Below are 13,100 nucleotides of genomic sequence, written 5' to 3'. Positions count from 1 at the left end.
AGAATTTGATATAAAATAAAAGAGCGATATTCAATTTTGAATATCGCTCTTTTATAGTGTGGTTATTTTAATTATTTCAAAGAAAAATTTGTTGAAGAAACCAATTGATCTTTATCGAAAACATTAACAGAATACATTCCTTTAGCAAAATCTTTACCTGCTAAATCTTGTGAAACCTGCACCGTTTTATTTTCATATTTTACACTGGAAACAAAACTATAAGACAACGTCTTATCACCAAAAGTAATCGTTTTAGCCTCACCTAAAACATTATTTTTACTGTCAATAACCTGTACATAATAATCTTTATCACCAGATTTTGCAATTGAATTTTCAGCAATAGTGAAACTTATTTTAAGAACATTGGCTCTACTTGCTTTATCTGTAGCAATTTCTTTACCCGAACTTTTTAACTTATAAGCTGCAGTTTGCAAATTCAAAACTGATAATTTAGATCCCTTGTCAACCGTTTTTGCTAGTTCCTCATTTTGTCCCACTAATACTTCATTAAATTTTTGAGCTTGACCCAAAACAACTACTGTACTATCACGTTGACTTGTTAAAGTTACATTTTGTTTTTTCAAGCCTTCATTTTCTTTCATCAATTCTTTCATGTGGCCTTGAAGGGATTGAACTTGATTTTTGAATTTTGATAAATCACCATTTGATTTTTTAAGTTCATCCATCAAATTAACTACTTTATCTCTTTCTTGAATCAATTCTTCAGACATTGAGGTATTTTCTGCAATTGCAGCATCATAAGTTGCTTTTAGATCTTGCAAATCTTTCAAAACTGATTCTTTCTCTGATCCAACTTTTACAACTTCAGTATGAACAGCTTCAACTTCAGAAGACATTTTAAAAATATAAACTAAACTCCCTACTAATAAAATAGCTAAAACGGCTATGACTGCCTTTAGACTTGAATTGTTTTTTTGATTTTCCATGTTAAAATATAATTGTTTTTACAAATTTAATAATATATATAACGCAACTTAATACAATTATATTATTTTTGGTAAATATATTTTTATGGAAAAACTTATCACATTCAGTATTAACGACCTAGCCAAAATCACCAACCACCGTAGTGGCGAAATTAAATTTGGCGAAAAAATACTTACAATTCCAAAGGATACCGATCCCATAGACTTTATTAAATCAAGCGAAGCTAAATTTGTTTTGTTCGGAATCCCGGAAGACATTGGTGTTAGAGCTAATTATGGCCGACCTGGTGCTGCATCTGCATGGCAAAGTGCCATAAAAAGTATTGCAAATATTCAGCATAATCGTTTTTCAAAAGGCAATCAAATTATCGTATTAGGTCAGCTGAACGTAAAGCAAGAAATGAAAGAAGTCGAAAATCTAGATTTCAATGATATTGATGATCGGTCCAAACTAAGTCAATTGGTAGAAGCAATTGACAAAGAAGTTTCTCATATTATATGCAAAATCATACAATCCGGCAAAATTCCAATTGTAATTGGTGGTGGCCATAACAATGCATACGGCAATATCAAAGGAGCGGCGCTTGCCAAGGGAAAAGCTATAAATGCCATAAATTTTGATGCTCATTCTGATTTTAGAATTTTGGAAGGGCGCCATAGCGGTAATGGTTTTTCATATGCATTTGAGGAAGGTTTTTTGAAAAAATATTTCATATTTGGACTACATGAAAATTATACTTCCAAAAGTGTATTGGATATTATCAAAAAAATTGAAGACCGAGTACGCTACAATACGTACGACAGTGTCAATATAAGAAAAGAAAAAGATTTCAATCTGGAAATGGTTACCGCACTTGATTTTATCAAAAATGATCCTTTTGGAATCGAAATCGATTTGGATGCAATCCCAAATATTGCGAGTAGTGCGATGACACTAAGTGGTTTTTCAATTGAAGAGTTACGTCAATTCATTTCTTTTTTTGCAAAAAACAGAAACGCAACCTACTTGCATATTTGCGAAGGTGCACCAGACTTAGGAGAAGATAAAAACAGTCATTTAATTGGAAAACTTATTGGTTATTTAGTAACCGATTTTATGAAAGCACAAAATTCTATTGTACCATAAAATGCAATTGTAGATTGCTGGAATTCAAAAATTAATATGCATCAAAAATAATAACACTATCTTTGCCCCCTTATCTATGTACTTAATACAGGATATTTAATACCAAAAATATGTTATTCGAAGATTTATCACTTTCAAAAAGTATACAAAAAGCCGTATTTGAAGAAGGCTATATAGAAGCGACACCCATTCAGGAAAAATCCATTCCAATCGTATTGGCAGGAAAAGATTTAGTGGGTTGTGCACAGACAGGAACAGGAAAAACAGCAGCTTTTGCTATTCCAATTATACATCAATTACACAGAATAGTAGGTTCAACAAAAAAAGCAAAGGTAATTCGCGCACTTGTCGTTACGCCTACAAGAGAATTAGCCGTTCAAATTGGACAAAGTTTTGACACTTATGGCAAATACACCAATTTGACACAATTGACACTTTTTGGAGGAGTTTCACAAAATCCGCAAGTAGACGCTCTTAAAAATGGTGTCGATATCCTAATTGCTACACCAGGACGTTTATTAGATCTACACAAACAAGGTTTTGTTGATTTAGATCATTTGCATACCTTGGTATTAGATGAAGCCGATCAAATGCTTGATATGGGTTTTGTTAATGATGTCAAAAAAATTGTAAAGCTTACTCCGAAAAACAGACAAACTCTTTTCTTTTCAGCAACGATGCCAATAGCCATTCGAGAATTGGCCGAAATATTCCTTACGGATCCTGAAACTGTTACTGTTTCCCCTGTTTCATCTACCGCTGAAAATGTCGAACAGCGTGTGTATTTTGTTGATAAAACTGAAAAAAGAAACTTATTATATCATTTGATAAAAAATGAAAATTTATCGGATGTACTTGTTTTTTCAAGAACAAAGCACGGTGCTGACAACGTAGTAAAAGCATTACGTAAAAACAACATTGCAGCCGAGGCCATTCACGGTGATAAATCTCAAAATGCCAGACAGCGAGTTCTTGAAGCTTTCAAAAATAAAGAAGTTGGTGTCCTAGTAGCAACCGATATTGCAGCTCGTGGTATTGATATTGATCAACTCCCTTTTGTAATCAATTTTGATTTACCTAACATTCCCGAGACTTATGTTCACCGCATTGGTAGAACGGGTCGTGCAGGAAATGGTGGAATTGCTATCTCTTTTTGTAGCAAAGACGAAAAGGATTATTGGAAAGACATACAAAAATTAATAAAAGTGGATGTTCAAACTATAAACGATCATCCTTACCCATGGCATTCAGGAAATCCAATGTCCGAAACTGGTGCACCGAAAAATTCAAATCGCAGTGCTGGTGCCCACAAATCTAGGAAATCAACAACATCAAAACAGAATAAAAAACGTTGGTATTAATTCCAAAATTGATTATATTTTAAATTGTAATAAAGCACTTTCTAACGTTAAGTTAAATAGTGTTTTTTTTTCATAACATGATAAATATCAGCTTATTAAGACTCTATTTGATGTAAATTTGATGACTTATTTTTTAACTCTTAAATAATCAAGTTATGGAAACAATGATCAAAAGAGGAGACGGCATGTTCCCCTCAGTTGTAAGCAAGTTAGTAAACCCTTTATTTGAAGATTTTTTTACAAGAGATATTTCTGATTGGGCTGATAGAAGTATTTCGGCTATTGGGGTTAATTTACCATCAGTAAACTTAAAAGAAACTGATACAAAACTGGAAATTGAACTAGCTGCCCCTGGTTTAAAAAAAGAAGACTTCAAAATTGAAGTTGACAATAATATGCTAGTCATTTCTGCAGAAAAAGAAGAAAAAAAAGAGTCCAGTAAAAAAGATGATTATGTTCGAAAAGAATTCAATTATCAATCCTTTTACAGATCTTTTAATCTTCCAGATTATGCTGATGAAAACAAGATAGAAGCCACATACAAAGACGGCATACTTGATGTTACTATTGCTAAAAAACCTGGCGACAGAAAAAAATCATTAAAATCTATTTCCATTAAATAAAAGAAAAAAAAATAAAAATTAAAAAAAGCGTTGCTATCAAACAACGCTTTTTGTCTTTAAAATGAGGCAATTTATAATTTTAAATAATTGCACAGACTCAAAAGGTTTTACAATAATATCATTCATACCAGCCATTATTGCTTCATCCGTAATTTCATTTTTATCAAAAGCAGTCAAAGCTATTATTGGGGTTTCAATTCCTTCCTGCCTAATTCTTCTAGTTGTTTCAAAGCCATTCATTAGAGGCATATTGATATCCATTAAAATGATATCAAACTCTTCCGTTTTTAAAATTTCTAACGCTTGAAATCCATCATCTACAACTATACAAGAATAATTATTTTTTTCAATAGTCTTTTTGGTTATTAATTGATTGATATGATTATCCTCTACAACCAGAACTTTGAATACTTGACTTGAAGTCAAATCAACTTGAATATTACTTATTATTTCATTGGTTTTAGTTGCACTATATTCAAAATCGACAACAAAAGTGAATGTTGTACCCCTTCCTAATTCACTTTCAACAGCAATATCACTACCAAATAATTCCAAGAGTCTTTTAACTATTGATAAACCAAGACCTGTCCCCTGATAATCTACTTCTTTTCTTCCTACCTGAACAAATTTATCAAAGATTTTATCCTGATCCAAAGGAGCAATACCTATTCCATTATCTTTTATTTTAATCTCAATAGTATGTATTCCAGCAACTTCTTTAAGCTGATTTGCAATAAGATGAACATCACCATTTTTGGTAAATTTTAATGCATTACTTATCAAATTCATCAAAATTTGAGCAAACCGAAGTTTGTCACCAATTAAATTTTCTGGAATTAATTGATCGACATGCACATACACTTTATTATTATTCTTTTTAGCAATAAATGACAGTGAATTCTTTACCATATTTAATTCGTCGGTCAAATTGAATGTTAAATTATCCAACACAATTTTGTTTTCTTCAATTTTATTGATCTGTAAAATATCATTTACTAATGACAGCAAATAACGTGCTGAGAATTTTAAGGAATTCAAATGCGGACTTGAGGCAAGTTCTTTATGTTCTTCTAAAAGTAAATCAGTAATCCCTACTACACCATAAAGAGGGGTTCTTAATTCATGACTAATGGTTGATACAAATTGTGTTTTTAAAATAGCCGATTCTTGTGCCTTTTTATTGGCGACAATCAATTCCTCATTAGCCAACATCAAATCGGCGTTTGATTTCAGTCGAAACCTGTTATTTTTAATCAATGAATTCAGAAAAAGCAGCAATACAAAAATGGCAATTATAAAAAGTAACACAATGATTCTTGATTTTTTTAAACTCTGATATTGCAAATCCTTTTCATTTTCAATTTTATCAATAGTTCTTTTATATTCATCCAATTCAAAATTAATCCCTTCAACATTTGCTTTCTCTAATTTTTCATCAGCATAAATTTCATCATTGAGTTTAGTGTACAAATCTAGATTTTCATAGGCTCTTTTATAGTCTTTTCGTTGTAACAAAAATTTTGAAAATTCTAAATGAGAAAAAGACAAGTCTGATTTCGCATTAAGTTTTTTTCCAAGTCGAATGGCTTCTTTAAAATAAAACTCAGCTTTTACATCTTCATTTTTATAATTGAAATACATGCCGTTAAGCATGTTTAATACTACAAGAATTGAATTATTAGCATGCTTTTTATAATAGGCATTAATCATTTTCAAATTTTCCCGACCTTCTTTAAACTTGCCAATATCAAAAAAAGCCCAAGCTATATTAAGATTCGTAAAAGCCATTTGAGAAGAATCAGTTATTTTTTTACTATATTCAAGTGCTTTTCTATAATAAAGAATACCTTTTTCGTATTTCTTTTTTTCAAAACAATACATATTTCCAAGATTATTATTAATCCTCTGTTTTATAGTATCGTTTTCGGTGAAATTAGCATAAATCAAGGCTTTATTGTAGTAAAAAATAGCCTTGTCGAATTCGACTAAATCATTATAATTGGCCGCAACATTATTATAATTTTCGGCAATGAGAACATTGTCGTGTATAACTATCGATTTGCGCAAAGCTATTCTTGAAATCAGTAAAGATTTTTCAAAATTACCGGACTCACGAAGTTTGGTTGCTTGCGTAGTTAATTTATCAATTTCTCTTTTAATAGGCAATTGTGTTTGGCCATTTAAAGCTGCACCAAAGAAATTAAACCATAAAAAAACTAACAAAACTATCCTCATTGGGGGTATAAATAGTGGTTATTTCTCCAAATATACATCATAATCCATAGATATTTCACATTTTAATTCATAATGTTTTATAAATGTAACATTCAAATATAAAAATAAAAAAAGCAGTAACATCAAACAATGCCACTGCTTTTCATTTTATATTATGCCTCTTTAATTTTTACTTTTTATATCAAAAAAAGAGTGCTTTTCCTTAAATACCTGATTTCTCTTTTTCATCTTCCCATTTCCCAACTACGGAAGTTGCTAGGGCATTACCTAAAACGTTCGTAGCACTTCTAAACATATCACAAAAATGATCAATTGGTAGTATTAAAGCAATCCCTTCAATTGGAATTTTAAACATACCGCAGGTTGCCGCAACAACTACCAAACTGGCTCTTGGTACTCCAGCAATTCCTTTACTGGTTAGCATTAAAACAAAAAGCATTGTAAATTGAGTAGGATAATCCAAATGAATTCCATAGGCCTGAGCAATAAAAATCCCAGCAAAGGTCATATACATCATACTTCCGTCAAGGTTAAAAGAATACCCTAAAGGCAACATAAAAGAAACTATTTTATCTTTTACACCAAATCGTTCTAATTCTTCAGTTAATTTCGGAAAAACAGCTTCAGAACTTGTTGTACCAAAAGCAATAATCAACGGGCTTACAATATGTTTTAGTAATGTCTTCATTCTTTTTCCAAGAAAAAAGAATCCTATCATTATAAGTATTACCCAAAGTGTGCCAATACCAATAAGAAATGAACCAAAGAATTTGAAATAAGTAATAGCCAATTCTTGAAAATCTCGAACTGCAAAAACTCCTGCTATGGCACCAAAAACACCAATTGGAGCAAATTTCATTACAAAATTTACCATTTTTAAGACAATATGTGATGTTCTATCTAGAAAATCAATAACAGGTTTTGCATTGTCTCCTATTGAAGCAGCAGCTAATCCAAAGAAAATAGAAAAAATTACAATCTGTAAAATTTCATTGGTTGCCAATGCTTCAAAAAGACTTTTCGGCACTATATGTTCTATAAAATTCTCAAAAGATAAACTTTGAGTTTTTGCAGTTACATCAGTAGCTGTAGCTAAATCAATATTGGACAAATTTAATCCAACTCCCGGTTGCAATAAATTTACATACAACATTCCAATTAATAATGAAATAAAGGAAGCGGTAAAAAACCACGCCAAAGCTTTCCCTCCTATTCTACCTACTGCTTTTATATCCCCTAATTTTGCAATACCAACTACTAGAGTTGTAAAAACCAATGGCGCAATAATCATTTGAACTAATCGAATAAAAATTGTAGCCAACATTTTTATTTTATTACTAAATTCTTGTGCATTTTCTATAGTTGCTGTATTGTGAATAATAACACCCAGCACAGCTCCTAAGAGCATAGCTATTAAAATCTGTCCCGTAAGACCTTTAAAAAAAGATGGTTTTTTGCTTGTAATTGTAGTCATTTAATTAATTTCAAGATTAAAGCTCAGTATTTAGCTCGTCAAAACACTGAGTAAGCTTTGCAACTATTGATATGTTTTATTCAAAAGATAAAAATCAGCAAGAACCATTGCTGCCATTGCTTCAACAATTGGTACAGCGCGAGGAACAACACAAGGGTCATGGCGTCCTTTTCCTGTCATTTCGGTAATATTTCCTTTATTATCTAATGATTCTTGTTTTTGCATTATAGTAGCAACTGGTTTGAAAGCCACGCGGAAATAAATATCCATTCCATTACTTATTCCTCCTTGAATACCTCCCGAAAGGTTGGTTTGGGTGGTTCCATCTGGATTGTATAAATCATTGTGTTCACTTCCTTTCATTTTAGAACCTTCAAAACCACTTCCAAATTCGAAACCTTTTACAGCATTAATTGACAACATTGCCTTTCCTAGTTCGGCATGTAATTTATCAAATACCGGTTCTCCAAGTCCAACAGGCACATTTTGAATTACACAAGTAACAACACCTCCTACTGTATCGCCTTCTTTACGGATTTGTTTGATATAATCCTCCATTGTCGCAGCCATCGATTCATCCGGACAACGTACAGGATTGCTTTCTATTTTAGAAAAATCCAATTCATGGTAAGGCATATCCAAAGAAAGAGGACCTACAGCCGAAACATAAGCATTAATCTTAATATTTGAAAGCATTTGTTTGGCAATAGCTCCCGCCACTACTCTACTTGCCGTTTCACGAGCCGAACTTCTTCCTCCTCCACGATAATCTCTAAATCCATATTTCTGATCATACACATAATCAGCATGACTTGGTCTGTAGTTGTCTTTGATGTGCGAATAATCGTCTGATTTTTGATTCGTATTGGGAATAATAAAACCTATCGGAGTTCCAGTTGTTTTCCCTTCAAAAATTCCAGATAAAAACTGAACATCGTCTGGTTCTTTACGTTGCGTTACTATTGCAGATTGACCTGGTTTTCTTCTGGACATTTCAAACTGAATTGCATCCAAATCCAGTTGAATCCCTGATGGACAACCATCTATAATTCCACCCAATGCTTCTCCATGTGATTCCCCAAAAGTAGTTACTCTATATAGTGTACCGTAGCTATTTCCCGCCATTGTTTTAAAATTTTAGGCAAATGTAAGTCTTATGAATTAAACAAAAAATTTTAAATTAGTAATATTTCGCTATAATTTCACTCGAATTCGTTATAAAACACATGTTTTTTAACCAATAATAAACACCAAATTCTTAAAATACGATTGATGTTTTTGACCAGTATAATTTCAATTTATAATATATTTTCAAAACCGAAAAGACATTAATTTTTAAAAAAAAGCATAAACAACTGATAAAGAACACTTAATTCAATTTTTATGTTTTTTTTGTATTTTTATAAAACTTATTTTTTGCTAATCCTTGACTGAATTGATTAAGAGTAAATACTATTTCTTTTTATATTTGATAATTGCGTTTGCATTTTCCAGTCAAGCGCAAGAAAATATCTCAAAAAATGCAATTGGACTGCGATTGGGAAATAATTATGACTTGCGAATTGAAATCTCCTATCAAAAAAACTATCTGAAAAAATCGATTGGAGCTTGATTTTGGATGGAAAGAACACAATAATACCGATGTTTTAAAAATATCGGGGATTTATCAATGGCATTCGAAAACTGAAGACGAATCAGATTGGTATGATGGATTTGGTGGAGGATTAGGCTCTTGGAATACTCAAGATAATTACAAAAACGGATCTGCTGCTACAATGGCCTTTTTTGGTGTACTTACTTAATGGAGATGTCTGAATTGAATACAATTTTAAAGAAATTCCATTCCAAATTGCTATTGATTCAAGGCCTGAATTCATTTTTAATAATTACAAAAAAATGAGTTCGAATTTAATGTAGGTTTAGCAGTCCGTTAAAGATTCTATAATAAAAAAAACATCTAGTCCTAAAACAAGATGGTTTTCAAAAATTATTTATACTGATTGATTGCTTTTGCGTAAAGCGCTTCATAAATAGGAAGAATGTTTTTTATGTCGAATTTCTCCGCTACATGCAAAGCATTCTTCTTAAATTCAGCAAGAATACTATCGTCTTTTAATATTTTCAACGCATTTTGAGCCATTTCATTGATCTCACCTACGTCACTCAAATAGCCCGAAACACCGTCAAGATTGACTTCGGGTAAACCTCCAGAATTACTGGATATTACAGGAACTCCACATGCCATTGCTTCAAGTGCAGCCAATCCAAAACTTTCGGTTTCTGAAGGCAAAAGGAATAGATCCGTAAGACATAAAATTCTATCAATTTCATTACTATTACCAAAAAATATCACTTTATCCTGAATACCAAATTTTCGGCACATTCTTTCGGCCTTTTCCTTTTCAGGGCCATCCCCTACCATCATTAACTTGGCTGGAATTTCTTTTTGGATTTTATAAAATATTTTAATGATATCCGGAATTCGCTTAACTTTTCTAAAATTACTGATATGAGTGATTATCCGTTCATTTGGATTAGCCATAACCGAACGGCTGCAAGGAACACTTGGATCGTAATTATTTTTATCCAATTCAATAAAATTAGGAATTACCTGAATTTCATTTTTTATTTTGAATAATTTTAAGGTATCGTCTTTCAAACTTTGAGAAACCGATGTGACATAATCCGATTTATTGATGCTAAATGTTACTGCAGGTTTGTAAAAAGGATGGTTTCCCACCAAAGTGATATCGGTACCGTGAAGCGTTGTTACCATCGGAATATCAATTCCTTCGTCTTTCAACATTTGTTTTGCCATATAACCCGCATACGCATGAGGAATTGCATAATGTACATGCAATACTTCAATTTTGTACAATTTAACCATATCCACCAGCTTGCTGGATAAGGCTAACTCATAGGGTTGAAAGTGAAATAATGGATATTCTGGAACGATTACTTCGTGATAATGAACATTGGGATTTAATAATGCCAAACGCACTGGTTGACTATACGTTATAAAATGAATTTCGTGTCCTCTTCTAGCTAATTCAAGACCTAATTCTGTAGCAACTACGCCACTTCCTCCAAAAGTTGGATAACAAACAATTGCTATTTTCATGTATGATTTTTAATTGGAACGAAATTAAGGAGTTTAGACGGGGAATATTATAAAAAAAAAGTTAAAATTTAACTTTTTAGATTTCATTCATTTGAACCTAAATCACTTTTAATGCAGGTTTTGAAATGCCCAAATATTTTTACTGATCTATAAGTAATTACACTGATTTTGCTATTTTTTCCATAATGGAATAATCAGAACCAAATTTGCAAATAGCATCACATTGACTTCTCAACTCCGAAAACAAAATGTATTTGATATTCATTTTTGAGTTTTTTATAACTGGTCGGTTGAGTTGTTGAATAACATCTTTCTCTCGACTGTCTGGAATGATGATATAAAAAACTTCTTCTCCGTTAGAAATACTAAAATATAAATCAGATAATCGCAATATTCCGGAATAAATACTAGTGCTTTTCTCCACTTCAAAAGCTCCAACTATATTGTTTGTCCCTTTTTCAAACCAAAGAACATCGATTAATTTTATTGTATTTTGAGTGTCTTTGTCTGTTGGCAGTTCAGGGGATTTATTAATTGAAATGAAAGAAAATTTTTGTCCGTTAAATTCTTTATTCTTGTCATTGCTTGCTGGTGTTACATCATAATTCAATGACGCACCTATTTTCAATAAATGATACTGCATTTCATTGTGAAGATTATCGGCTAATTTTTCTTCTTGGATCTCTTTTTGACGCTTTAGGATATTTTTTTCAAATTTCGTTCGCTCTTCTTCGCTCAAATATTCATCGTTGCCAATTAACATTTTTTGGGTTCCAATTTCAAAACACAATCCTGCAATAGCTCCTAAATCATTCGATAATTCAGTTTTGTTTTGGGCATTGGTTTCTATTAATGTTTCTCGAATTTTAAGATATTCTGTCCAGCTACCTAATTTCTTTTTGTCTTTGAACAGAAAATTAAATCCGTTGAGAATGGCAGTGTTAAATGGAGGAAACCAAGTGGGATGCAAAAAATATAAAATGCTTGCAACTGCTGGTCCTAAACCTTTAATTTTTAATTCATCCAATTTTACGATTTCTTTTAAAACCTGTTCGCTACTTTTGGCATTGACACAGTTTTCAAGAAATTGTCCAAAAGCAATTTTATTATTCTGGTTTTCATAAATATCAGGAATCCGTAATTTTGGTTTCCAATAAAAAGGATGAGCAACCCCTACAAAAACTTGCTTTTGTTCGGCAATACAACTCAAAACAAATTCTAAACTACTGCCTTTGAAATCATTTGGAAATGTATTGTTTTTAATATCTTCTACAACCTGAAAAACACCACGACGAATCGTCCGAAATGCTTTTAATCTTTGATCATTATCTACAAACCAAGTATTGTAAACGCTTTCTGAATCAATTTTATATTGCTTTATGATTTGGGTAAAATTATCCATTTGTATTTATGTTGTTATTTAAAATTTATTTCAATAAAAACCGCTTTCTTTTCCAATTTATATTCGTTGTTTTTATGACATAAATAATCCTTTTAATAAACTGAACTTTAGCTTTGCTGTTTTATTGAAAATCCTAGCATATCATAAAACAAATGGCTCGTTTTTCACGAACCATTTGTTAAATAACTATTTTTTAGATTTTTCCTTATTGTTCTTTTGTTCCAACAATAAACAATGGGCGGCACAAGCATGGAGTTTGTAATTTTGATGTACATTACCCATATTATGACCTTTCGAATCCAGTATTTCACACTTTTCTCCTTCTGTTTTTCCAACATTAAGCACGTTTTCACCTTTAATGTTGTAATACGAACCATTCTTTTTAGCTTTACCCAACTTGTTCCCCTTAGAATCAATGACATTACCATTTGCATCAATAAAATAGATGGTTTTGCCTTCATTATTTTTCACGATATCCTCTTTGGTAATAAATCCTAATTTAGTACCGCCGTGGTTGTAAATTTCACCCTTTTTATTGATGTAAATTTTTTCATCAGAGGTGGAGTTTGATTTAGCTTGCGCATTAACACTTAACGAGATTACTAACAAAAACATAGTTAATAGCAATCCCTTTTTTGCTGAAATTAATCTTTGAATTCTCATAATAAAAATATTAAATTATCAGACAGTTCCGCTGTTGACCGGTCTTCAGTATCGCTGTTACCCGATTTTAATTTCTAAAACTTCAAATTCCTTACTATCAAAATATTTTCAATTACAGTTACTGAACCAAAACTACATTGTTACGGCT

General features: G+C 31.6%; 11 protein-coding genes. 4 read left to right on the top strand and 7 right to left on the bottom strand.

Annotation, left to right across the window (positions count from 1 at the left end):
- Positions 1-71: 71 nt before the first annotated feature.
- Positions 72-947: a DUF8428 domain-containing protein gene (locus KZH69_RS16865; RefSeq protein ID WP_219318655.1), complete on the bottom strand. Its 876-nt coding sequence runs from the start codon at positions 945-947 to the stop codon at positions 72-74.
- A gap of 85 nt (positions 948-1,032) precedes the next feature.
- On the opposite strand from KZH69_RS16865, the gene KZH69_RS16860 reads away from it, so the two are divergent.
- The 3 genes from KZH69_RS16860 to KZH69_RS16850 all read left to right on the top strand — a co-directional run bounded on the left by KZH69_RS16860 (position 1,033) and on the right by KZH69_RS16850 (position 4,057).
- Entirely contained in the window at positions 1,033-2,073 is a 1,041-nt protein-coding gene (locus KZH69_RS16860; protein WP_219318654.1) for a formimidoylglutamase, read from the top strand.
- 110 nt (positions 2,074-2,183) lie between these two features.
- The gene (locus KZH69_RS16855; protein WP_219318653.1) at positions 2,184-3,434 is read left to right on the top strand and encodes a DEAD/DEAH box helicase; all 1,251 of its coding nucleotides are present in this window, start codon (positions 2,184-2,186) and stop codon (positions 3,432-3,434) included.
- A gap of 155 nt (positions 3,435-3,589) precedes the next feature.
- On the top strand, positions 3,590-4,057 hold the full coding sequence (locus KZH69_RS16850; RefSeq protein ID WP_219318652.1) for an Hsp20/alpha crystallin family protein: 468 nt from the start codon (positions 3,590-3,592) through the stop codon (positions 4,055-4,057).
- 36 nt (positions 4,058-4,093) lie between these two features.
- Here the strand turns inward: KZH69_RS16850 and KZH69_RS16845 are convergent, their stop codons facing one another.
- From KZH69_RS16845 to aroC, 3 genes are all read right to left on the bottom strand, one after another.
- Positions 4,094-6,280 carry a response regulator gene (locus tag KZH69_RS16845; RefSeq protein ID WP_255558366.1) on the bottom strand — a complete coding sequence of 729 codons (2,187 nt, stop codon included), beginning with the start codon at positions 6,278-6,280 and terminating at the stop codon, positions 4,094-4,096.
- A 214-nt stretch (positions 6,281-6,494) separates the two neighbouring features.
- Positions 6,495-7,766 carry a dicarboxylate/amino acid:cation symporter gene (locus KZH69_RS16840; protein ID WP_219318650.1) on the bottom strand — a complete coding sequence of 424 codons (1,272 nt, stop codon included), beginning with the start codon at positions 7,764-7,766 and terminating at the stop codon, positions 6,495-6,497.
- 63 nt (positions 7,767-7,829) lie between these two features.
- Positions 7,830-8,891, bottom strand: coding sequence for a chorismate synthase (gene aroC, locus KZH69_RS16835; protein ID WP_219318649.1), 1,062 nt, complete (start codon positions 8,889-8,891; stop codon positions 7,830-7,832).
- A 476-nt stretch (positions 8,892-9,367) separates the two neighbouring features.
- On the opposite strand from aroC, the gene KZH69_RS16830 reads away from it, so the two are divergent.
- On the top strand, positions 9,368-9,568 hold the full coding sequence (locus KZH69_RS16830) for a hypothetical protein (RefSeq protein WP_219318648.1): 201 nt from the start codon (positions 9,368-9,370) through the stop codon (positions 9,566-9,568).
- A gap of 185 nt (positions 9,569-9,753) precedes the next feature.
- Here KZH69_RS16830 and bshA read toward each other — a convergent pair whose 3' ends face one another.
- The 3 genes from bshA to KZH69_RS16815 form a co-directional block, all read right to left on the bottom strand.
- Entirely contained in the window at positions 9,754-10,887 is a 1,134-nt protein-coding gene (gene bshA, locus KZH69_RS16825; protein ID WP_219318647.1) for an N-acetyl-alpha-D-glucosaminyl L-malate synthase BshA, read from the bottom strand.
- A 157-nt stretch (positions 10,888-11,044) separates the two neighbouring features.
- Positions 11,045-12,289, bottom strand: coding sequence for a type II restriction enzyme NmeDI-related protein (locus KZH69_RS16820; RefSeq protein ID WP_219318646.1), 1,245 nt, complete (start codon positions 12,287-12,289; stop codon positions 11,045-11,047).
- A 186-nt stretch (positions 12,290-12,475) separates the two neighbouring features.
- A complete protein-coding gene (locus KZH69_RS16815) occupies positions 12,476-12,952 on the bottom strand; it encodes a DUF3659 domain-containing protein (protein WP_219318645.1) in 477 nt (158 codons plus the stop codon).
- Positions 12,953-13,100: the final 148 nt, after the last annotated feature.

The sequence above is a fragment of the Flavobacterium taihuense genome (assembly GCF_019351435.1).
Lineage (GTDB): Bacteria > Bacteroidota > Bacteroidia > Flavobacteriales > Flavobacteriaceae > Flavobacterium > Flavobacterium taihuense.
This window is presented reverse-complemented; position numbering and strand designations above follow the sequence as displayed.

Excerpts from the sequence above, each read along its gene's own strand:
- KZH69_RS16850 (WP_219318652.1), top strand. The coding sequence starts at position 3,590 with ATGGAAACAATGATCAAAAGAGGAGACGGCATGTTCCCCTCAGTTGTA.
- KZH69_RS16820 (WP_219318646.1), bottom strand. The coding sequence starts at position 12,289 with ATGGATAATTTTACCCAAATCATAAAGCAATATAAAATTGATTCAGAA.
- KZH69_RS16855 (WP_219318653.1), top strand. The coding sequence starts at position 2,184 with ATGTTATTCGAAGATTTATCACTTTCAAAAAGTATACAAAAAGCCGTA.
- bshA (WP_219318647.1), bottom strand. The coding sequence starts at position 10,887 with ATGAAAATAGCAATTGTTTGTTATCCAACTTTTGGAGGAAGTGGCGTA.
- KZH69_RS16865 (WP_219318655.1), bottom strand. The coding sequence starts at position 947 with ATGGAAAATCAAAAAAACAATTCAAGTCTAAAGGCAGTCATAGCCGTT.
- KZH69_RS16815 (WP_219318645.1), bottom strand. The coding sequence starts at position 12,952 with ATGAGAATTCAAAGATTAATTTCAGCAAAAAAGGGATTGCTATTAACT.
- KZH69_RS16840 (WP_219318650.1), bottom strand. The coding sequence starts at position 7,766 with ATGACTACAATTACAAGCAAAAAACCATCTTTTTTTAAAGGTCTTACG.
- KZH69_RS16860 (WP_219318654.1), top strand. The coding sequence starts at position 1,033 with ATGGAAAAACTTATCACATTCAGTATTAACGACCTAGCCAAAATCACC.
- aroC (WP_219318649.1), bottom strand. The coding sequence starts at position 8,891 with ATGGCGGGAAATAGCTACGGTACACTATATAGAGTAACTACTTTTGGG.